Annotated in this window: 18 protein-coding genes, 2 tRNA genes and 1 pseudogene; 6 read left to right on the top strand and 15 right to left on the bottom strand. The window is 74.7% G+C overall.

The window, feature by feature from the left end:
• Window positions 1-192: 192 nt before the first annotated feature.
• From E4P41_RS07565 to E4P41_RS07555, 3 genes are all read right to left on the bottom strand, one after another.
• The gene (locus tag E4P41_RS07565; RefSeq protein WP_135140289.1) at window positions 193-1,173 is read right to left on the bottom strand and encodes a ribose-phosphate diphosphokinase; all 981 of its coding nucleotides are present in this window, start codon (window positions 1,171-1,173) and stop codon (window positions 193-195) included.
• A 48-nt stretch (window positions 1,174-1,221) separates the two neighbouring features.
• On the bottom strand, window positions 1,222-2,718 hold the full coding sequence (glmU, locus tag E4P41_RS07560) for a bifunctional UDP-N-acetylglucosamine diphosphorylase/glucosamine-1-phosphate N-acetyltransferase GlmU (RefSeq protein WP_135140288.1): 1,497 nt from the start codon (window positions 2,716-2,718) through the stop codon (window positions 1,222-1,224).
• 32 nt (window positions 2,719-2,750) lie between these two features.
• Window positions 2,751-2,823, bottom strand: a tRNA-Gln gene (locus E4P41_RS07555).
• A gap of 189 nt (window positions 2,824-3,012) precedes the next feature.
• On the opposite strand from E4P41_RS07555, the gene E4P41_RS07550 reads away from it, so the two are divergent.
• Together E4P41_RS07550 and E4P41_RS07545 are read left to right on the top strand one after the other, a co-directional pair.
• Window positions 3,013-4,002, top strand: a complete 990-nt coding sequence (locus E4P41_RS07550; protein WP_135140287.1) for an acyl-CoA desaturase — start codon at window positions 3,013-3,015, stop codon at window positions 4,000-4,002.
• Window positions 4,003-4,124: 122 nt separating this feature from the next.
• Window positions 4,125-4,730, top strand: a complete 606-nt coding sequence (locus E4P41_RS07545) for a TetR/AcrR family transcriptional regulator (protein ID WP_135140286.1) — start codon at window positions 4,125-4,127, stop codon at window positions 4,728-4,730.
• Window positions 4,731-4,786: 56 nt separating this feature from the next.
• On the opposite strand, the gene E4P41_RS07540 is transcribed toward E4P41_RS07545, so the two are convergent.
• From E4P41_RS07540 to E4P41_RS07505, 8 genes are all read right to left on the bottom strand, one after another.
• Window positions 4,787-5,752: a 4-(cytidine 5'-diphospho)-2-C-methyl-D-erythritol kinase gene (locus tag E4P41_RS07540; protein WP_135140285.1), complete on the bottom strand. Its 966-nt coding sequence runs from the start codon at window positions 5,750-5,752 to the stop codon at window positions 4,787-4,789.
• The gene (rsmA, locus tag E4P41_RS07535; RefSeq protein ID WP_245177171.1) at window positions 5,749-6,672 is read right to left on the bottom strand and encodes a 16S rRNA (adenine(1518)-N(6)/adenine(1519)-N(6))-dimethyltransferase RsmA; all 924 of its coding nucleotides are present in this window, start codon (window positions 6,670-6,672) and stop codon (window positions 5,749-5,751) included. The genes E4P41_RS07540 and rsmA overlap by 4 nt, the downstream gene beginning before the upstream one ends.
• Window positions 6,629-7,726, bottom strand: a complete 1,098-nt coding sequence (locus E4P41_RS07530) for a resuscitation-promoting factor (RefSeq protein WP_135140284.1) — start codon at window positions 7,724-7,726, stop codon at window positions 6,629-6,631. Before E4P41_RS07530 ends, rsmA begins: the two co-directional genes overlap by 44 nt.
• A 508-nt stretch (window positions 7,727-8,234) precedes the next feature.
• Window positions 8,235-9,074, bottom strand: coding sequence for a hypothetical protein (locus tag E4P41_RS07525; RefSeq protein ID WP_135140283.1), 840 nt, complete (start codon window positions 9,072-9,074; stop codon window positions 8,235-8,237).
• 277 nt (window positions 9,075-9,351) lie between these two features.
• The gene (locus tag E4P41_RS07520; protein ID WP_135140282.1) at window positions 9,352-10,236 is read right to left on the bottom strand and encodes a TatD family hydrolase; all 885 of its coding nucleotides are present in this window, start codon (window positions 10,234-10,236) and stop codon (window positions 9,352-9,354) included.
• Window positions 10,233-12,026: a methionine--tRNA ligase gene (metG, locus tag E4P41_RS07515; RefSeq protein ID WP_135140281.1), complete on the bottom strand. Its 1,794-nt coding sequence runs from the start codon at window positions 12,024-12,026 to the stop codon at window positions 10,233-10,235. The genes E4P41_RS07520 and metG overlap by 4 nt, the downstream gene beginning before the upstream one ends.
• A 32-nt stretch (window positions 12,027-12,058) precedes the next feature.
• Complete coding sequence (locus E4P41_RS07510; protein ID WP_135140280.1) at window positions 12,059-12,694, bottom strand: hypothetical protein; 636 nt, start codon at window positions 12,692-12,694, stop codon at window positions 12,059-12,061.
• A gap of 101 nt (window positions 12,695-12,795) precedes the next feature.
• On the bottom strand, window positions 12,796-14,295 hold the full coding sequence (locus E4P41_RS07505) for an amino acid permease (protein WP_135140279.1): 1,500 nt from the start codon (window positions 14,293-14,295) through the stop codon (window positions 12,796-12,798).
• 105 nt (window positions 14,296-14,400) lie between these two features.
• Between E4P41_RS07505 and corA the strand changes: the two genes are divergently transcribed.
• Window positions 14,401-15,507, top strand: a complete 1,107-nt coding sequence (gene corA / locus E4P41_RS07500) for a magnesium/cobalt transporter CorA (protein WP_135140278.1) — start codon at window positions 14,401-14,403, stop codon at window positions 15,505-15,507.
• 46 nt (window positions 15,508-15,553) lie between these two features.
• On the opposite strand, the gene E4P41_RS07495 is transcribed toward corA, so the two are convergent.
• Together E4P41_RS07495 and rsmI are read right to left on the bottom strand one after the other, a co-directional pair.
• Window positions 15,554-16,435: a DUF559 domain-containing protein gene (locus E4P41_RS07495; protein ID WP_245177170.1), complete on the bottom strand. Its 882-nt coding sequence runs from the start codon at window positions 16,433-16,435 to the stop codon at window positions 15,554-15,556.
• A 125-nt stretch (window positions 16,436-16,560) separates the two neighbouring features.
• Window positions 16,561-17,400 (bottom strand): 16S rRNA (cytidine(1402)-2'-O)-methyltransferase, encoded by an 840-nt coding sequence (gene rsmI, locus E4P41_RS07490; RefSeq protein WP_135140277.1) that lies wholly within the window; start codon window positions 17,398-17,400, stop codon window positions 16,561-16,563.
• Window positions 17,401-17,596: 196 nt separating this feature from the next.
• Between rsmI and E4P41_RS07485 the strand changes: the two genes are divergently transcribed.
• From E4P41_RS07485 to E4P41_RS07475, 3 genes are all read left to right on the top strand, one after another.
• Complete coding sequence (locus tag E4P41_RS07485) at window positions 17,597-19,120, top strand: phospholipid carrier-dependent glycosyltransferase (RefSeq protein ID WP_135140276.1); 1,524 nt, start codon at window positions 17,597-17,599, stop codon at window positions 19,118-19,120.
• Between the two features lie 16 nt (window positions 19,121-19,136).
• Window positions 19,137-19,919, top strand: coding sequence for an enoyl-CoA hydratase-related protein (locus E4P41_RS07480; protein WP_135140275.1), 783 nt, complete (start codon window positions 19,137-19,139; stop codon window positions 19,917-19,919).
• Between the two features lie 256 nt (window positions 19,920-20,175).
• On the top strand, window positions 20,176-20,589 hold the full coding sequence (locus E4P41_RS07475; RefSeq protein ID WP_135140274.1) for a hypothetical protein: 414 nt from the start codon (window positions 20,176-20,178) through the stop codon (window positions 20,587-20,589).
• Between the two features lie 63 nt (window positions 20,590-20,652).
• Here E4P41_RS07475 and E4P41_RS07470 read toward each other — a convergent pair.
• Together E4P41_RS07470 and E4P41_RS07465 are read right to left on the bottom strand one after the other, a co-directional pair.
• A tRNA-Ala gene (locus E4P41_RS07470) sits at window positions 20,653-20,726 on the bottom strand.
• 113 nt (window positions 20,727-20,839) lie between these two features.
• Window positions 20,840-21,106: pseudogene (locus tag E4P41_RS07465) on the bottom strand (hypothetical protein); the annotation flags it as partial.

Raw genomic sequence — 21,106 nt, 5'->3', positions numbered from 1 at the left:
CCGGGGAGGGCGGCTGACGCCCGGCTCCCAGGCCGGGAACGGCACACGGCCGGAGTGGGCCGGTCGCGGGGGCCCGGAGGGCCTCCCGACCGGGACACGGGGAGGGCGCAGGTCAGGTCGGGAACGGCACCTGGCCGCGGTGCGTCCGGAGGACCGCAGTGTCATCGCGGGGCCGTCCGGTAGGACGACAGCTCAACTCGCCCCGTCGAAGAGGCTGGTCACCGAGCCGTCCTCGAAGACCTCCTTGATCGCCCGGGCCAGCAGCGGGGCGATCGAGAGGACGGTCAGCTTGTCGAACTGGCGGGCCGGCTCGATCGGCAGCGTGTTGGTCACGATCACCTCGCTGACGCGGCTGTTCTTCAGCCGGTCCACCGCCGGGCCGGAGAGGACGCCGTGGGTGGCGGCGACGATGACGTCGGCCGCACCGGCCTCGAACAGGGTCTCGGCGGCCTTCACGATCGTGCCGCCGGTGTCGATCATGTCGTCGACCAGGACACAGGCCCGACCCTCGACCTCGCCGACGACACGGTTGGCGACGACCTCGTTGGGTCGCATCGGGTCACGGGTCTTGTGGATGAAGGCCAGCGGGACGCCGCCCAGCTTGTCGCTCCACCGCTCGGAGACCCGCACCCGCCCGGAGTCCGGCGAGACGACGGTGATGTCGCGGTCGCCCCAGCGCTCCTTCACGTGGCCGACGAGCAGGTCGAGGGCGAAGAGGTGGTCGACCGGGCCGTCGAAGAAGCCCTGGATCTGCGCGGTGTGCAGGTCGACGGTCATCAGCCGGTCGGCACCGGCGGTCTTGAACAGGTCGGCGACCAGGCGGGCGGAGATGGGCTCGCGGCCGCGGTGCTTCTTGTCCTGGCGGGCGTAGGGGAAGAACGGCGCGACGACGCTGATCCGCTTGGCCGACGCCCGCTTGAGCGCGTCGACCATGATCAGCTGCTCCATGAGCCAGGTGTTCAGCGGCGCGGTGTGGCTCTGCACCACGAACGCGTCGCAGCCGCGGACCGACTCCTCGAAGCGCACGAACAGCTCGCCGTTGGCGAACTCGTAGGATGCGGTGGGGGTGGGCGTGACCCCCAGGTGGCCGGCGATCTCGTCGGTCAGCTGGGGGAAGGCCCGGCCGGAGAAGAGCATCAGGCTCTTGCTGGTGGTCTGCCGGATGGCACTCATCGGCTCGTCTACCCCTGCTCGTCGCTTCGGTCGAGCCGGCGCACGGCCCTACTCGGACGCCTCCGCACGAGTGTCGGCCGCCGCGTCGGCCCCTGCATCCCCGGCCGCTTCGGCGGCCTTCGCGGCGGCCGTCCCGGGACGGCGCCGCTGGACCCAGCGTGCCACATTGCGCTGGCGGGCCCGCGCGACGCCCATCGCCCCCGGCGGGACGTCGGTGGTGATGACCGAGCCGGCCGCGGTGTAGGCGCCGTCCCCGACGGTGACCGGCGCCACGAGCATGGTGTCGGAGCCGATCCGCACGTGATCGCCGACGGTCGTGTGGTGCTTCTCCACGCCGTCGTAGTTGACGAAGACGGTGGCCGCCCCGATGTTCGCGCCGCGCCCGATCGTGGCATCGCCGACGTAGGACAGGTGCGGGACCTTCGACCCCTCCCCGACCTCGACGTTCTTGGTCTCGACGAAGGCCCCGACCTTGGCCCCGGCAGCCAGCCGGGTGCCCGGCCGCAGGTAGCTGAACGGGCCGACGGTGGCCTCCGGGCCGACGACCGCGCCGAGGACGTGCGAGCGCACCACGCCGGCGCCCGCCCCGACCTCGGTGTCGACCAGGGTGGTGTCCGGCCCGACGACGGCGCCGGTGCCCACCGACGTCGTCCCCCTCAGCTGGGCGCCGGGCTCGAGCAGCGCGTCCGGCGCGACGGTGACCGTGACGTCGACCCACGTGGTGGCCGGGTCGACGACGGTGACGCCGGCGCGCATGAGCTCGTCGAGCACCCGGTCGTTGAGGGTGCGGCGGCGGGCAGCGAGCTCCCGGCGGTCGTTGCAGCCCAGCACGTCGACCGGGTCCTCGGCCGGGGCGCCGCCCACGGGAGCGCCCTCGGCGACCAGCAGGCCGAGCACGTCGGTGAGGTACTGCTCGCCCTGGTCGTTGTCCTCGCCGAGGAGGCCCAGCGCCCGGCGCAGGGGCGCGGCCTCGCCGACGTAGACGCCGGCGTTGACCTCGCGGACCGTCCGCTGCTCGGGGGTGGCGTCGCGCTCCTCGACGATGGCCCGCACCGCGCCGTCGGCGCCCCGGACGATCCGGCCCAGCCCGGTCGGGTCGTCGACCTCGGCAGTGAGCACGGTGAGCACGTTGCCCGCCGCACGGTGCGCGTCGAGCAGCGCGGTGACCGTCTCGGGCCGCAGCAGGGGGGCGTCGCCGTTGACCAGCAGCACCGGCCCGTCGAGGTCGGGGACGGCGGCCAACGCCACCGCCGCCGCGTGACCCGATCCGCGCTGCTGCTCCTGGAGCACCGGCTGCGCGCCCGGAGCGACCTGCGCCAGGTGGTCCTCGACGGCCTCCCGGCCGGCGCCGACCACCACGAGGGTGTGCCGGGCGGCCAGCGGCGCCGCCGCGGCCAGGACGTGGCCGAGCATGCTGCGGCCGCCGAGGGTGTGCAGCACCTTGGGCAGCGACGACTTCATGCGGGTGCCCTGGCCGGCAGCGAGGACGACGACGGCGGCGACCCCGCCCTCGGCGGTGGCACCCGGCGGCAGCGGTTGGGTCACGGAGCTCCTCGGACCTCGAGCGTCGACTTCTGCTGGGGGACTCGGACTCGAACCGAGACTTCCCGGCTCCAAAGGCCGGCGGGCTGCCGATTACCCCATCCCCCATCGCGGGCGCCGCCGGCGGACGGCGCGGACCCCGGGCCGGCGTCCTCCTGGAGCCTAGGCGCCCGGCCCTGCGCGGGCCCGGCGCACGCGCCCGGGCCCGACGGGCGGCGCTCCCTACGGTGGCGTAGCTTACGGAGCCGTACCGGGACGGCGGCCTCGCCGGACCGCACGATGAGCCCTGGAGGCCGCTTGTCCGCTCCTGCCCCCACCCGGCCCACGGCCCCGGTCCTGCGCCCGGCCGTCCCCGACGCCGGGCTGCCGGCCAATGCCTTCGGCAAGGAGAAGGGGGCGCTCGAGCAGGTCACGCTCTACGTCTTCGTCGTCGTGCCGTTCCTGGCCCTGGCCGCGGTCGTGCCCGCGGTCTGGGGTTGGGGCCTGTCCTGGCTCGACGTCGGCCTCGCCGTGGGCTTCTACTTCCTGACCCTGCTGGGCATCACCGTCGGCTACCACCGGTACTTCACCCACGGATCCTTCAAGGCCACCCGGCCGCTGCGCGTCGCGCTGGCCGTCGTCGGCTGCATGGCCATCCAGGGACCGGTCGTGCAGTGGGTGGCCGACCACCGCCGCCACCACGCCTTCTCCGACCGCGAGGGCGATCCGCACTCCCCGTGGCGCTACGGCACCGACGCCCGCGCGCTGCTCAAGGGCATGTGGCACGCGCACCTGGGCTGGCTGTTCGACCGCCGGCAGACCAACGCCGAGCGCTACGCCCCCGACCTGCTCAAGGACGCCACGCTGCGCCGCACCAGCCGGCTGTTCGTCGTCTGGGCGTTTCTCAGCCTGGCGCTGCCGGCCGTCGTCGGCGGCCTGGTGACGGGCAGCTGGGCCGGTGCCTGGACGGCGTTCTTCTGGGCCGGCCTGGTCCGGGTGGCGCTCCTGCACCACGTGACCTGGTCGATCAACTCGGTGTGCCACGTCGTCGGCGACCGGCCCTTCGTCTCGCGGGACCGCGCCACCAACTTCTGGCCGCTGGCGATCCTCAGCGCCGGCGAGTCGTGGCACAACCTGCACCACGCCGACCCGACGTGCGCCCGGCACGGCGTGCTGCGCGGGCAGATCGACATCAGCGCCCGCGTGATCTGGGTGTTCGAGAAGCTGGGCTGGGCGTACGGCGTGAAGTGGCCCGACCCGGTCCGACTGGCGGCCAAGCGGCGCGCCGCAGCGACGGCCGCCTCCTGAGCGACCCCGCCGGCCCGGTCCCCCCGCGCGGGCGTCCGGAGGCCCACCGGGCGCCCGCGCGGGAACGCCCGCGCGGCACGACGGGCGGCAGGGCCGGCATCGGGGCGCGGCCCCGGGTCCGGATGACCGCCGCCCAGCGCCGCCAGCAGTTGCTCGACGTCGGCCGCGAGGTCTTCGCCCAGCGGGGCTACGACGCGACCTCCATCGAGGAGCTGGCCGCCCGCGCGGACGTGAGCAAGCCGGTCGTCTACGAGCACTTCGGGAGCAAGGAGCGCCTGTACGCCGTCGTCGTCGACCGGGAGATGCAGCGGCTGCTCGACCGCTTCACCGCGGCGCTGGCGGCCGGCGGCGCCCCGCGAGAGCTGCTCGAGCGCGCCGCCCTCGTGCTGCTCGACTACATCGAGGAGGACACCGACGGCTTCCGGGTGCTCTCCCGCGACTCCCCGGTCACCGGCACGCCGGGCACCTACTCCTCGCTGATCGGCGAGGTCGCCCACCGGGTGGAGCACGTCCTCGGCGCCCAGTTCGGCGCCCGCGGCTACGACCCCCGGCTGGCCGAGCTCTACGGCCAGGCGCTGGTGGGGATGGTCGCCCTGGTCGGCCAGTGGTGGCTGGAGCGCCGCACCCCGGGCAAGCGGGAGGTCGCCGCCCACCTGGTCAACCTGGCCTACAACGGCCTGGCCCACCTCGACCCGACCCCCGACCGCCCTCCCACGGCCTCCTCGTAGGTAGCAGGACTGTCCTCCTCACCGCTCGCGAGGGGTGGGTAGGACGGGGTCCTTGCTCAGCCGACCAGTCGCGCGCCCGGCACCGGCCCGTGCACGGCCCGGACGGTGCGGTACACGCCCTCGCCGGCCAGAGCCGCGGTCAGCCGTACCGCCGATTCCTCGTCCTGGGCGAGCGCGGCCACCGTCGGACCCGAACCGCTCACGACGGTCGCTGCGGCACCGGCGCCGGTCGCCGCCCGCAGCGCCCGGCGCAGGTCCGGCCGCAGCGAGAGCGCGGGGGGCTGCAGGTCGTTGCCGAGGGCGGCGGCCAGCGCGGTCACCGGTCCGCTGCGCAGCGCCGCGATCACCGGGTCGGGCGAGGACAGCGCCTCGCCGTCGGGCACCCGGCCCTCGGCCCGCAGCCGGTCCAGCTCGGCGTAGACCGCCGGCGTGGACAGCCCCTCCCCGGCGATGCCGAGCACCCAGTCCCAACGGCGCCGGGCGAGAACCGGGGACAGCTGCTCCCCGCGGCCGGAACCGAGCGCCACCCCGCCGAGCAGGCTGAACGGGACGTCGCTGCCGAGCCGGGCGGCGAGCTCGGTCAGCTCGCCGCGGGTGGCGCGGGTTCCCCACAGTGCGTCGAGGGCGACGAGCGCCGCGGCGGCGTCGGCACTGCCCCCGGCCAGCCCCGCGGCGGCCGGGATCGACTTGTCGACGGTGATGCGGGCGTCGGCCGCCACCCCCGCCCGCTCGGCGAGCAGCTCGGCGGCCCGCCACACGAGGTTGCGACGGTCGGTCGGGACGGCGTCCGGCCCGGTGCCCGTCGTCCCCTCGCCGGTCACGGTGAGCGTGAGGCCGTCGCCGGGGCGCACGGTGACCGTGTCGAACAGCGAGACGGCCAGGTAGACGGTGCGCAGCTCGTGGAAGTCGTCGGGGCGCAGCGGACCGACCGCCAGGTGCACGTTGACCTTGGCGGGGGCGCGGGCGACGACCGCGCCGTCCCCGGCCAGCCGGCCGGGCCCCCCGGACGAGGACCAGCTCATGCCGAGGCCCCCGGGTCGGTCGCGGCCAGCCGGGCGAAGTCGGCCACCGACAGGCGCTCACCGCGGGTGGCCGGGTCGATGCCGGCGGCACGCAGCCGCGCCTCGGCGGCCGCGGAGCTCCCGGCCCAGCGGGCCAGCGCGGCCCGCAGCCCCTTGCGCCGGGTGGCGAAGGCGGCGTCGACCACGGCGAAGGTGTCGGCGCGGTCGCCCGGCGGAGGGGGCCGGCGATCGAGGGCGACCAGGCCGGAGTCGACGTTCGGCTCGGGCCAGAAGACCCGCCGACCGACGTTGCCGGCCCGGCGGACCTCGCCGTACCAGGCCGCCTTCACCGAGGGCACGCCGTAGGCCCCGGAGCCCGGGGCGGCCGCCAGACGCTCGGCGACCTCGGCCTGGACGAGGACCAACGCACGCCGCAGCGTGGGAAGGAGCTCCAACAGGTGCAGCAGGACGGGCACCGCCACGTTGTACGGCAGGTTGGCCACCAGCGCAGTCGGCGCCGGCCCGGGCAGCTCCCGGACGCGCAGCGCGTCGGCCTCGACCACGGTCAGCCGGCCGGCCAGCGCCGGGGCGCGCTCGGCCACGGTGCGGGGCAGGCGGGCGGCCAGCCGAGGGTCGATCTCGACGGCGGTGACGTGCGCGGCGACGGGCAGCAGCCCGAGGGTCAGCGAGCCCAGCCCGGGGCCCACCTCGAGGACGACGTCCGCGGAGGTCAGCTCGGCGGTCCGCACGATCCGCCGGATGGTGTTGGCGTCGTGCAGGAAGTTCTGCCCGAGGGACTTGGTCGGACGCAGGTCGAGCTGCTGGGCCAGGTCGCGGATGGCGGCCGGGCCCAGCAGCCCGTCGGTCTGTTCGGGAGGCGTGCTCAGCAGGACCCGATCAGCCGAACAGCCGAGGCCCGCAATGCGGCCACTGGCCGGCACCGGAGCGGGTGTAGAGCATCTGGGCCCGCATGGTCTGCTCCTCGGCGGATGCAGCAGCCGGGTCACCGGAGCCGCCGACCGACTGCCAGGTGGCCGTGGAGAACTGGTACATGCCCCGGTACTTCCCCGTGCTGCTCACCGCACTCGGGCGGCCGCCGGACTCGCACTGCGCCAGCGCGGCCCAGTTCAGCCCGTCGGCCGTGGCGGGGACGCTGGCCGCAGGACGCGCCTTCGTGCCGACGGTGACCAGCTCGTCGACCGGCTCGCGGGTGACGGTGGTCTCCAGCTGTTCCCGGCCGGTCTCGACGCCGTCGGTGACGGTGACCCGGAAGGTGGTGACCTGCTCGCCGTCCGCGCCCTCCTGGGTGACGGTGTCGTCGCCCTCGTAGGCGTCGGGGTCCTCGGTCTCGACGGTCCGGTGCTCGATCGGCGAGGGGACGGCGATCTCGCTGACCTGCACGCGGAAGACCTGCACGCGCATGCGGTCCAGGAGCGCCTGCTCCGGGTGGATGCTGGTGCGGTCGGTGGGGCCGAGGGTGACGCCCTGCTCGACGAGCAGGTCCCCGGCGGTGGCCGCAGTGGTGGTGACGACCCGCTGCGTCCCGTCGACGACCAGGGTGACGTCCTTGGGCGTGGTGATCGACAGCGCCATGCCGTCGAGCGGGAGCCGCTCGCTGCGGCTGGCCGAGACGACGAGGTCGTCGGCGCGGTAGCCGAGCTGGTCGAGCGCCTCCTCGACCGACAGCGCGGTCACGTAGACCTCGCTCTCCACGCCGTCCACCGTGAGGCGCAGCGGCCGGGCCCGGTTGAGCACGACGGTGTCGCCGTCGGCCACGGTGGCCTCGAGGTCCGGGAGGACGACGTCGTGCGCCTGCGTCTGCAGCCCCTCCTCCTCGAGGACCTCACCGACGGTGCCGGCGTAGGTGCGGACCTCTCGCGCCTGCCCGTCGACGGTGATCGTCAGAGACTTCTGGGCGACGAAGTAGGCCACGGAGCCACCCACGAGTCCCAGCAGGACGAGGGCACAGAGGACGGACTTCAGCGATCGGGACACGACTCTTCCACGGGATCAGGGACCCGGGCAGAGGATCACGTGCGGGCGCACGCCGGCTGGCGGGCACCGAGCGCGTCCCGGCTCGGACGGCAGACGACCGGGAGGCGCAGCTCCCGGTCGCGATGCCCTCCGGGTCGGTCCCCACCCCGGTTGGTCACGACACGATAACGAGCACGATGCGTGTGGCAACGGTGCGCGACGAGTGAACCAGGGGGGCGACGTGTCGACTTCTGGACGCGCCGACACGGTCCGTGACGGGCGCGCCGGGCGGGACGGATGTGACGAGTGCGCGGCGTGAGGCTCGTGAGGTGACCGAGCGCACGGTGCCCTCGCGTCCAGCGAGGCACGGAGCACCGGGCGCGGCACCTGGCCGCGGTGCCAGCAGGAGCCGCCCTGCGGGGCGGTGCGAGGAGTGGGGGCCGGAGGCTCCCGCGATCGAGCATCCGGTGGGGCTCGGCGCAGCAGGGGCGCGACACCTGGCCGCGGGGTCGGCCGGTAGGCCGACGGATCACACGGTCAGCGCCCGGTCGTCGACCCTCACCGGCCGCAACCAGGTGACGAGGAAGACCGCGACCGCCAGCCCCGCGGCCAGGCCGGCGAACCCGCCGGCGACGAGCGCCACGGGCACCAGGTCGAACCCCTCGGTGACCCGGTCGCCGAGGTCGATGCCGGCCGCCAGCAACAGCGCGCCCAGCGGCAGCAGGGCGAGCACGCTGACGGCCGCAGCGACGAGGTGCGCCGTCCAGGTGCGCAGCGCCTCGTCGACCGGCACGTCGGCCCCCTCGGCGGGCAGCGGGTGCACCAGCGCCCGCAGCAGCGCCATCTCCGCGAGCAGCCACGTGAGCAGCGGGACGACCAGGGCGACCCAGCCGACGCTGGCGGGCAGCGCGCCGCGCTGCCACATGAGGACGGCGACGGCCAGCTCGGCGGCCACGACCGCGCGCATCGCCCAGAGCAGCACCAGCGAGACCTGCTCCGACTGCCGGGGCCGGCGAGCCGGGGAGCTGGTCCGCCAGCGCGGCCGCGGCCGGGTCGCCTCGGCCAGGACGACACCCAGCAGGAGCCCGATGGCCAGAGCCGGCAGCCAGAGGAACACCGACGCCTCGGCGAACATCGCGATGCTGACGCCGATGCCCACCACCCCGAGCAGCAACCCCAGCTGACGGACCCGGCGCCCGTGCTGAGCCTGGCGCCGCAGCGTGGCCAGGGCCTCGGGCGTGAGCGTGGTGAAGCCGACCGCGGCAGCGGCGACGGCGCGACGGCCGGCGGCCAGAGCCCAGGCGCGGGCCAGCAGGACACCGGGGACCAGCACGGCGATGAACAGCACGACGGCGATGAGGCGGCCCACGGGGCCAGTGTCCCCCGGAACCGCCCAGCGTGGCGTGTCGCTGCTGTGACACTGCTACATCGCGATCCTCCGGATCGCACCGCGGCCAGGCTGCCGTTCCCCGGCTGCGCGGAGCCCCCCGAGTCCTTCCTCTGGGGAGCCTTCGGCCCCCCGTCGTCAGGACAACCCGACCTCCGCGGGGATCACCAAACCTGCCGCCCGTCGCCATCCCTACCGCCGCCTGCCGTCCACCACCCCCGGTGCCAGATGTCGGGACACCGACGGCCGGGACCGCCCGCTACTCTCCCTGCTTCTCTTCCCAGGGGCCGAAGACTCGTTCGGCGGTGGTGGTCAGGTGGGCACAGAGGTCCTCGAGCTCGACGCCGGTCACCTCGGCCAGCGCCCGGACCGTGTGCGGCACCAGCCGCGAGGCGTTGGGCCGGCCGCGGAAGGGGACGGGCGTGAGGAACGGGGAGTCGGTCTCCACCAGCAGCTGGTCGACCGGCGCCAGCGCGGCGGCCTCCCGCAGGTAGCCGGCGTTGCCGAACGTCAGCGTCCCGGCGAACGACAGCACGTGGCCGCGTTCGACGCACGCCCTGGCGAAGGCGGCGTCGCCGGAGAAGCAGTGGAAGACGGTGTGCTCGGGCGCGGCCTCGTCGTCCAGCACCCGGAGGATCTCCTCGTGCGCATCCCGGTCGTGGATGACCAGCGCGCGACCGTGCTCCTTGGCGATGCGGATGTGCGCGCGGAAGCTCGCCTCCTGTGCCGCCCAGCCGTCGGGGCCGGTGCGGAACCGGTCGAGCCCGGTCTCCCCCACCGCACGCACCCGCGGCAGCGCCGCCAGCCGGTCGATCTCGGCCAGGACGTCGTCGGTCGCCGCACCCACGCCCGCCTCGTTGGGGTGGACGGCGACCGCGGCAAGCACGTTCGGGTGCCGGGCCGCCAGCTCGGCCGACCAGCGGGACGAGGCGACGTCCACCCCGACCTGCACCAGCCGCGGGACGCCGACGGCCGCGGCGGCCGCGATCTCGGCGTCCACCTCGGCGTCGGTGGGCGCCCGGTCCTCGCCGCCGACGGCGATGTCGAGGTGCGTGTGGCTGTCGACCGCCGGCGACGGCAGGGGCTCCGGGGACGGCGGCGCCTGGCCCCGCCGGTTGGCGCGGGCACTGGCCGACCGGCTCACCCGTCTTCCTCGAGCCGCCGCAGCTCCTCCTCCACGATCGACTCGTCGAGCTTGCGGAACACCGGGGTCGGCGGGCTCAGCGGCGTCCCCGGCGGCAGCGGACGGGAAGCCCACACCGCCTGACCCGCGTCGTAGTCGCCGGTGATGATCGGGTACGGCGAGCCGTCGTCGAGGTCGGTGACCTCCTCGGTCCGGGGCGCCGGCGACCACACGCCGGTGCCGCCGAGCAACTCGTGCACCTTCTGCGCCGAGTGCGGGAGGAACGGGGTGAGCAGCGCGTTGCAGTCGCTGACCGCCTGCAGCGCGGTGTGCAGCACGGTGTCCCGGCGGGCCGGGTCCTCCTTGAGCTTCCACGGCGCCTGGTCGGACAGGTACTTGTTGGCCTCGCCGACCACCCGCATCGCCTCCGCGGCGGCGGCCTTCTGCCGGTTGCGCGACAGCAGCTCCCCGACGGGTGCGAAGGCGCCCTGCGTGGCGCCCAGCAGCGCCCGGTCGGCGTCGGTCAGCTCACCCGGCGCCGGGACGGCGCCGACGTTCTTCGCCGCCATCGACACCGTGCGGTTGACCAGGTTGCCCCAGCCGGCGACCAGCTCGTCGTTGTTGCGGCGCAGGAACTCCGCCCAGGTGAAGTCGGTGTCCTGCGTCTCGGGGCCGGCCGCGGCGATGAAGTAGCGCAGCGCGTCGGCGTCGTAGCGGGCCAGGAAGTCGCGCACGTAGATGACGACCTGGCGGGACGACGAGAACTTGCGCCCCTCCATGGTGAGGAACTCGCTGGAGACCACCTCGGTCGGCAGGTCGAGCCGGCCCAGGGAGCCCGGGACGCCACCCTTGTCGCCCGCGCCGTTGTACCCGAGCAGTTGGGCGGGCCAGATCTCGGCGTGGAAGACGATGTTGTCCTTGCCCATGAAGTAGTAGGCGGACGCGTCCGGCGTCTGCCACCACTGCCGCCACGCGTCGTCGTCCCCGGTGCGGCGGGCCCACTCGATGGACGCCGACAGGTAGCCGACGACGGCATCGAACCACACGTAGATCCGCTTGTCCGGACGGTCGCGCCAGCCGTCGAGCGGCACCGGGACGCCCCAGTCGATGTCGCGGGTGTAGCTGCGCGGCTTGAGGTCGGTGAGCAGGTTCTTGGCGAAGTTGAGGACGTTGGGGCGCCAGCCGCGCCGCGAGTCCAGCCAGTCGCCCAGCGAGCGGGTGAAGGCCGGCAGGTCGAGGAAGTAGTGCTCCTCCTCGACGAACTTCGGCGTCTCCCCGTTGATCCGGCTCACCGGGTTGATCAGGTCGACCGGGTCGAGCTGGTTGCCGCAGTTGTCGCACTGGTCGCCGCGGGCGCCGTCGTAGCCGCAGATCGGGCAGGTGCCCTCGATGTAGCGGTCGGGCAGGGTGCGCCCGGTCGACGGGCTGATCGCGCCGAGCGTCGTCCTCGGGAAGACGTACCCGTTCTTCAGCAGGCCGAGGAAGATCTCCTGGGCGATGTGCGCGTGGTTGGCCGTCGTCGTCCGGGTGAACAGGTCGTAGGACAGCCCGAGGCTGGCGAGGTCGTTCACGATGATCCGGTTGTTGCGGTCGGCGATCTCCCGCGGGGAGACGCCCTCGGCGTCGGCGGCGACGGTGATCGGCGTTCCGTGCTCGTCGGTGCCGCTGACCATCAGCACCCGGTCGCCCACCATGCGGTGGTAACGGCTGAAGACGTCGGAGGGGACGCCGAAGCCGGAGACGTGGCCGATGTGCCGCGGGCCGTTGGCGTAGGGCCAGGCCACGGCGGTCAGGATGTGCCGATCGCTCACGGCCCGAGCCTAGGCGGCGCCGTCCACCGCGATCAGTGCTGGCCGGTACCCGCCGTCGCCGGGGCCTCGGGAGCCGCGCCGGGCACCGGGGTGGTGAGCGCGACGGCGACCAAGGCCAGCGCGATGACGGCGAGGGTCACCACCCGGGTCCTCGGCCCCACGGCGGCCGGCTCCGGACGGCGGGCCGCGGCGCGCGGTCCGGCGGCGACCCAGGCGATCACCGACGGCGCGCCGGCGAGCAGCAGCTTCCCCACCGGCAGACCGAGCGCCAGCAGCGCCAGGGCCGGCAGCGGCAGGCCGACGGGGAGCGGGTCGAACAGCGGGGTCAGCAGCGCCAGGGCGAGCAGAGCGCCCACCAGCGCGATCTCGGCAGTGGCCACGCCGCCGTACAGCCGCCGGCCCGATCCGTCGAGCAGCAACACGCCGCCGCCGGCGCACAGCACCACCCAGCCGGCGAGGAGCAGCAGCACCACGGCGGCGACCGGCCCCGGCGGGTGCAGCGGCGACAGCAGCAGGCCGTCGAGCCCGGTGAGCCCGCCGGCGACGAGCGCCGCCGCCTCCACCACGCCGATCGCGGCCGCGACCAGCACGGGAGCCGGCGGCCGGCGTCGGCCACGGGACGACGGCGCGCGCGAGTTCTCGCGGGCGTCGAGGACGGTGCTCGCCACGGGGCTGCTCTCCCTGGCCGGGGACGACGGTCACCGGTCGGGTCGGCGCGGGCGCCCGGCGGCTGGAGGCCGCGGGTGGGCGCTCTCACCCCTTTCGGGGGTCAGGTCCCGGGGGCGTCCCTGCCGACGGGTCGGCGCTCGCCGGTGGCCATCCGGCTGTGGCGGCGGCTGTAGCCGAAGTAGATGAGGATGCCGAGCAGCATCCAGCCGAGGAAGCGGAGCCAGGTGTCCCCGGGCAGGTTGAGCATCAGCCACAGGCACGCGAGCGCGGCGACGATCGGCAGCACCGGCATCAGCGGGACGCGGAAGGCCCGGGGAAGGTCGGGACGGGTGCGGCGGAGCACGATGACCCCGATCGACACGAGGAAGAAGGCGAACAGCGTGCCGATGTTGACCAGCTCGGCCAGCTCGCCGAGCGGCACGACGCCGGCGAGGATCGCGACGACGACGCCCGTGGCGATGGTGATCCGGTACGGGGTGCCGTAGCGCGGGTGGACCTTCGCCAGAGCGGGTGGGAGCAGCCGGTCGCGGCTCATCGCGAACAGCACCCGCGACTGGCCGAGCATCAGGATCAGCACCACGGACATGAGCCCGATCAGCGCGCCGAGAGAGATGATCGTGGCGAACACCGGCAGCCCGACCGCGGAGAACGCACCCGCCAGGGGTGCTTCGGCGCTGAGCTCCGTGTAGTTCTGCATCCCGACGACGACCAGCGAGACCGCCACGTACAGCCCGGTGCAGATCGTCAGTGAGCCGAGGATGCCGCGCGGCAGGTCGCGGGCGGGGTTGCGGGTCTCCTCGGCCGCGGTGGCCACGATGTCGAACCCGATGAACGCGAAGAACACGATGGCCGCACCGGCGATGACCCCGCCCCAGCCGTAGGCGCCCGGGGCGAACCCGAAGAGGGTCTGCACAAGCGGCGCGTCCAGACCGGAGGTGCCGGGGGCGGCGGGCTGGGCGGGCGGCACGAACGGGGTGTAGTTGTCGGCCTTCAGGTAGAAGACGCCGACCGCGATGATCAGCAGGACGATCGTCACCTTGATGGCCACGATCACCGCCGTGAAGCGGGACGAGAGCTTGATGCCGAGCACCAGCACGGCGGTCATCGCCAGCGCGATGAGGATGGCCGGGACGTTGAACCGCGCCTCGTCGCCGGCGAGGAACGACGGCAGGGTCACCCCGATGTCGCTGAGCATCTGCGCCAGGTAGCCCGACCAGCCGACGGAGACGGCCGCGGCTCCGATGACGAACTCCAGGACGAGGTCCCACCCGATGATCCAGGCGGTCAGCTCGCCGAAGGTCGCGTAGGAGAACGTGTAGGCCGAGCCGGCCACCGGGACCGTCGAGGCGAACTCCGCGTAGCAGAGCGCGGCCAGTCCGCAGGTGATGCCGGCGATGACGAAGGAGATCGCCACCGCCGGGCCGGCCTGGTCACGCGCGACGAGGCCGGTGAGCACGAAGATGCCGGTGCCGATGATGACCCCGACACCGAAGACGGTCAGGTCCAGGCCCGACAGGTTCTTCTTGAGCCGGTGCTCCGGCTCGTCGGTGTCCCGGATGGAGTCCTCGACGGACTTGACCCGACGCGTGTCTGCGGCCACGACGTCTCCTCCGCTCCGCACGGCTCGACCCCGGCAGCGTGCCACGGGGCCGGTCCGCGCGCACGCCTACGCTGACTGGCCGACCCGGCGCGGAGAGGAGTGCGGATGACTGGCACGGAGATCCCTCGCGGAACGTCCCGGGAGTTGCCCTCGGAGCCACCGTCGACCCGCCCACGTCCGGGGGGCCGGCGGCGCACGACGCCGTCCCGGCCGGAGGGCGCCGATCCGGTCGTCGACTGCGCCGTCTACGTCGACGGCCGCCGCCAGGCCCTGGTCGACCCGCGCGAAGCGCTGCGGGAGGCGGTGGCGCAGGGCGGCTTCGTCTGGCTGGGGCTCTACGCCCCGACCGAGGAGGAGCTGGGCACCATCGCCGAGCACTACCGGCTGCACCCGCTGGCGGTCGAGGACGCCGTCTACGCCCACCAGCGACCCAAGCTGGAACGGTACGACGACGCCCTCTTCATGGTGCTGACCACCGCCCGGTACGTGGCGCACGACCGGCTGACCGCGACCAGCGAGGTGGTGGACACCGGCGAGGTCATGGTTTTCATCGGGCCGCACTACGTGATCACCGTGCGGCACGGCGAGCACGGCGGCCTGACCGACCTGCGCCGCAGCCTGGAGGAGCAGCCGGACCTGCTGTGCCTGGGGCCCGCCGCGGTGCTGTACGCCGTCGCCGACCACGTCGTCGACACGTTCATCGACGTCGCCGGCCGGGTCGAGGAGGACGTCGACGAGCTGGAGGCCGCGGTGTTCGGCCCCGAGCGGACCGACGACATCGGCCGGCTCTACCAGCTCAAGCGGGAGCTGGTAGCGCTGCGGCGGGCGGTCTCCCCGCTGGAGGTGCCGCTGCAGCGGCTGGCCGAGCGGCGGATCGACCCGGTCCCGGACGCGATGCGCTCCTACTTCCGCGACGTCGAGGACCACGCCATCCGGGTGCGCGACCAGGTGGCTGCCCTCGACGAGCTGCTGACCTCGATCCTGCAGGCGTCACTCGCCCGCACCACCCAGGCCGACAACGAGGACATGCGCAAGATCAGCGCGTGGGCCGGCATCATCGCCGTCCCGACCGCGATCGCCGGGATCTACGGGATGAACTTCCAGTACATGCCCGAGCTGGAGTGGCGCTTCGGCTACCCGCTGGTGCTGCTGGTCATCGTGACCGCCTGCGTGTTGCTCTACTGCGGCTTCAAGCGCAACGGCTGGCTGTGAGCCCGGTGTGCGCTGAGTGTGGTCTCCCACTGACCGGAGACCACACTCAGCGCACGATCGCCAGGGCCGCAGCGATGCGGGCGACGACCTCGTCAGGCCGATACAGGTCGGCAGCGGTCACGAACACCACCCGCCAGCCGGCGGCCTGCAGCCGGTTGAGCCGCTGCCGGTCGCGCGCGAACTGGCCTGGCTCGGCGTGCCACGCCCCGTCGTACTCGACGGCCACACGGCGTTCGGGCCAGGCGAAGTCCACCCGGGCCACGAACCCACGGCCATCGCGGACGACGTGCTGGGCGACCGGCGCCGGCAGTCCGCCCCGCGTCATGAGCAGCCGCAGCCGGGTCTCCTGCGGCGACTGCGCCAGCCCGTCGACGAGCCGGCAGACCTCGCGCGCCCGTGCCGACCCGGGGCCACGGGCTGCTGCGGCGAGGGCACGCACCTGCCCGAGGCCGGCGATGCCCGACGCCAGGAGCCGGTCCACCGCGACGACGGCGTCGTCTCCGCGCAGTGCGGCGGCAACCCGGACCGCCGTCGCCTCCGGCGTCGTCGCAGCCACCGCACGGCGACGGACCACCCATTCGGCAGGCATCCGGCTACGGCGCACGTGCAGTCCGGCGACCCGCACCGGGTGGTGGTCCGGCAGCACGGTCAGTTCGACGTCCGCCGCGGCGCCGACCAGGTCGACGTCCCACAGCACGGCCGCGCTGCACCCCGTCACGACGGATCCGGGCACGAGGAGCGCGGACGCGGTACGAGCCCGGAGCGCGTGCGTGACCTCGACGTCGCGGTGCACGTAGAGGTCCGGCCACACCCTGCGCCAGGTCGGGCCCCGCAGCTGGTTGCGGGTGAGCAGGCCGCGCGCAATGACGACCGAGCCCCGAAAGACCCTCCCGCGGAGGACGTCGGGCACGGAGGGCGGCACGGGCACCGGCGCACCGTGCCGGAGCCGGCGCCCCGGACCGGGCCCGCCATCCACAGTCGCGCCGCTGTGCACAGACGGTGGTCACAGGCTGGGTGCGAGACCACCGGACGTGCACAGCCGCGCCACGGCGGTCAGGTGTCCTTGTGCGCGACGACGGCGTCGTAGACGGCGCGTCGGGGCAGCCCCGTGCGGACGACGACGGCGCGGATGGCGTCCTTGCGGGTGGCGCCCGCGGCCTCCTCGCCGGCCACGAGAGCGGCCAGCTCGGCGGCGCCCATCGACACCGGCCCCGCGGGCGCCCCGCCGACGACCAGGGTGATCTCCCCGCGCACGCCCTCGGCGGCCCACTCCGCGAGCGACGCCAGCGACCCCCGGCGGACCTCCTCGTGGGTCTTGGTCAGCTCCCGGCACACGGCGGCGGGCCGCTCGGAGCCGAACGCGGCCGCGGCGTCGGCAAGCGCGTCGACCAGCCGGTGCGGCGACTCGAAGAAGACCATCGTGCGGCGCTCGTCGGCCAGCCCGACCAGTCGCGACCGGCGCTCGCCCGCCTTGCGCGGCAGGAACCCCTCGAAGCAGAACCGGTCCACCGGCAGACCCGAGACGGCCAGCGCGGTGGTCACCGCCGAGGGTCCGGGCACCGAGGTCACCTCCACGCCGGCGTCGATCGCCGCGCGCACCAGCGTGTAGCCGGGGTCGGAGACCGAGGGCATGCCGGCGTCGGTGAGCAGCAGCACGGTCCGCCCCTCGGAGAGCGCGGCCAGCAGCCCCGGCAACCGGGAGCGCTCCACCGACTCGTGGAAGGTCACCACCCGCCCGGACACCTGCACCTCGAGGTCGGCGGCCAGGCGGTGCAGCCGGCGGGTGTCCTCGACGGCGAGCACGTCCGCGGTCGCCATCGCCGAACGCAGCCGCGGGCCGACGTCACCGGGCTGCCCCAGCGGCGCACCACCCAGCACGAGCCGTCCGACCATGCGCCGAGCCTGTCACGACGCATGCCGTAGGCCCGCCTGCAGGGGCCGTCCCCTGCAGGGTCCCGCCGCCGGCCCCGTCCCGAGGCTCACGCCGAGTGTGCGAGGGGTGAGGAGGACGGGGTCCTTCCATGGCGGGGGCAGGGGGTGCTTCTACGAGCGCCGGGGGCAGGCGGGTCCTTTCACTACCCTGGCCTGCATGGCGGTGCTGGCTCCCGAACGCACGGTCCGGGAGCCCGGCGAGCCCCGGACGGCGAGGACGCGCCGTCGGCCGCCGCCCCGGCCCCGCCGCGACCGCACGCCGCCGCTGCCCGGCGACCGGTGGCTGGCCTGGCTGCTCACCGCGCTGCTCGGCGCGGCGACCTTCGCCGTCCGGCTGTGGGACCTCGGCTACCCCGGCGACCTGCTCTTCGACGAGGCCTACTACCCGCCGGAGGCGCGGGAGCTGCTGGAGTGGGGCCACGAGTACAACCGCGGCTACACGTTCATCGTCCACCCGCCGCTGGGCAAGTGGCTGATCGCCGCCGGCATCGGACTGTTCGGCTACGACTCGTTCGGCTGGCGGTTCCCGAGCGCGGTCGCCGGCACGATCGCCGTCGTCGTCCTCACCCGGCTGACCCGGCGGCTGACCGGCTCGACGCTGCTCGGGCTGGTCGCCGGGCTGCTGCTGGCGCTGGACGGCTTCGCCTTCACGCTCTCGCGGATCGGCCTGCTCGACGTCTTCCTGCAGGTGTTCGTCCTCTCCGCGGTGGCCTGCCTGGTCGTCGACCGGGACCGGGTGCGGGAGCGCGTCCGGGCGCACCCGGCAGCCGACACCGGCTTCCGGCTCGGCCCGCGGGGCTGGCGGCTCGCGGCCGGGTTCCTCTTCGGCTGCGCGTGCGCGGTGAAGTGGAGCGGCGTCTGGTTCCTCGCCGCCTTCGCCGTCCTCTCGCTCTTCTGGGACCGCGCGGCCTGGCGCGAGGCCGGCGTGCCGCGTCCCACGCGCACCGCCGCCCGGCGCGGTCTGCCCGGGGCGCTGTGGGCACTGGCCGCGGTCCCGGTGCTGACTTACCTGGCCAGCTTCACCGGCTGGTTCCTGGGCGAGACCTCGCAGGGCCGGCACTGGGCGCAGCAGAACCCCGACACCGCCTGGCCCTGGATCCCCGGCGCACTGCGCTCGCTGTGGCACCAGCACGCCGAGTGGCTGGCCTTCCACACCGGCCTGTCCACGCCGCATCCTTGGGAGTCGGGGCCGTGGAGCTGGCTGGTCAACGGCCGGCCGATCCTGCTGTGGAACCCGCAAGGACTCACCGACGCCGCCGGTGAGCAGGTGATCCGCTACATCCTCATGGTCGGGACGCCGACGCTCTGGCTGGCCTTCGCACCGGCGCTGGTGTGGCTGGCCTGGCGGCTGGTCGCCCGCCGGGACCCCGCCGCGCTTCCCGTGGCCGTCGCGATCGCGGCCGGCTGGGGGACGTGGTTCCTCAACCCCGAACGGACGATGTTCGTCTTCTACATGGCGCCGGTGGTGCCGTTCTTCGTGCTCGCCGTCGTCCTGGTGCTGCAGGACGTGCTCGGCCGGCCCGGCGCCGGGGTGCGGCGCCGGCGGGTCGGGCTCGGCGTCGTCGCCGGCTACGTGGGCGTGGTCGCGGCGACGTTCGTCTTCTTCTACCCGGTCCTCACCGGACAGCCGCTGTCGCACGCGGAGTGGCTGGACCGGATGTGGTTCCCGTCCTGGTTCTGATCTCCGGAGGCCGACGATGACCGAGCAGCGGGTGCGCACCGAGGTGGACGGCGACGTCTGGCGGGTCACCCTGGCCTCGCCGGGCACCGGCAACGCCGTCGACCCGGCGATGGCCGCGGCGCTCCGGGACGCACTGCGCACCCGACCGCCGGGGACCCGGGCCGTGCTGCTGCTCGCCGAGGGCGAGCGCTTCTGCGTCGGCGGCGACGTGCACGGCTTCGCCGCCGCCGACGACCCCGGCGCCGCCGTGGGCCGGCTGGCCGCCGACTGGCACGAGGTGGTCCGGGCGCTGCTGGAGAGTCCCGTGCCGGTCGTCGCCGGCGTGCACGGAGCGGTCGCCGGTGCCGGCGTCGGCCTGCTCGGCGCGGTGGACGTCGTCGTCTGCGCCCGCTCGACGCGGATCCGGCCGGCCTACGGCGCGATCGGCTTCTCGCCCGACGGCGGCACGTCCTGGACCCTCGCGCACGCCCTCGGTCCGGCCCGCGCCCTGGAGCTGGTGCTCACCAACGACACGCTCGACGCCGGGGAGGCGCAGGCGTGCGGCCTGGTCGCCCAGGTGGTGGCGGACGACGACCTGCGCAACTCGGCCGCCGCGCTCGCGCACACGCTGGCGGCCGGCCCGGTCCGGGCGATGGTGCGCGCCCGCACGCTGCTGCGTCGCGCCGCCACCCGCACGCTGGAGGAGCAGCTGGACGACGAGGCCCGGTTGATCGCCGAGTCCGCGGCCGACCCGGAGGGACGGGAGGGTGTGCGGGCCTTCGTGGAGAAGCGGCGGCCGGACTTCCGCACCGCCCGCTGAACCGCCGGCGCCACCAGGTCGCGGCGGGGTCGCCCGGGTAGCACCAGCGCGAGCGGGTCGCGATGCAGCACCGGCACGAGAAGGCGGCGATGGGTCTACCCGGACGCGACGAGGCCAGGAACCGGGTCGGCAGGACGGTGGTCGACCGCGAGGGCGCCGAGGTCGGCCCCTGCACGCAGTCCTCGCCGACGACGACACCGGCCTGCCGGAGTGGATGTACGTCGAGGTCGAGCGAGCCAGCAGGATCGTCCCGGCCGTGGGCCCCGACGGGTCCGACGGACGGGTGGCGGTGACCGTCACCCGCCCGCAGGTCACCGCCGCACCCTCGGTCGGCGGCACCCGCGAGCTGTCCCGCGCCCAGGAGGAACAGCTCCACCGCCACTACGGCATCGGGTCCTCGCGCGAGGCAGCGGAGTCGCTCCTCCCGGGCGCCGCGGCGGACACCCCGGCGGCCGGCGGGACGACGGCCGGCCGGCGCACGCTGGTGGCCGTGGCCGCGCTGGGCGGTCGTGGTGGCCGCGGCAGCCGCACCCGCCGGTCCCGGCCCCGGCCCCGGTCCCGGCGACGGCTCCTCGACCGAGCGCCGCTGTCGCGCAGCCGGCCGACCCGTGCCGATCGGGTCGGCCGAACGGCCCGCGCGGCGGCGGTCCGCATGCGGGCGCGGCACTGAGTCGGGCCACGCACGCGAGAGCCCCGCACCGGGTGGACCGGGCGGGGCTCTCGGGTGTCGGGGTGGAGCTGAGGGGATTTGAACCCCTGACCCCCTCGATGCGAACGAGGTGCGCTACCGGACTGCGCTACAGCCCCTGACGCGGACGAGTTTACCGCCCGCCTCCGCCGGCGCCGCCACGGGGGCGCGGCGCCCGGCCCCGTCCCGGGTCCCACCCTGAGCCTGCGAAGGGTGGGGAGGACGGGGTCCTTCACCCGTTGGCCACCCTGCGCGGCTGGTAGACGTCGATGTCGGCGAAGCCGATGTCGTCGTCGTCCAGGCCCACGACCGCGCTGTTCTGCCAGCCCGCCGGGGCCGCGGCGCGAGCGGCCACGACCCGGCCGGGGCGCAGCGGATGCACCGGCGCCAACGGCAGGCTCGGATGCGGCAGACCGGCGGTGTGCCGGTGCGCCTGCGCCGCGACCTCCGCGTTCTCGGCCACGGCGGCCGGGCGGGGCGCCGGCACCGGGCGCAGATC

It is taken from the genome of Geodermatophilus sp. DF01-2, from assembly GCF_004571065.1.
GTDB lineage: Bacteria > Actinomycetota > Actinomycetes > Mycobacteriales > Geodermatophilaceae > Geodermatophilus.
The sequence above is the reverse complement of the archived record's forward strand: the minus strand, read 5'-3'. Positions and strand labels throughout refer to the sequence as shown.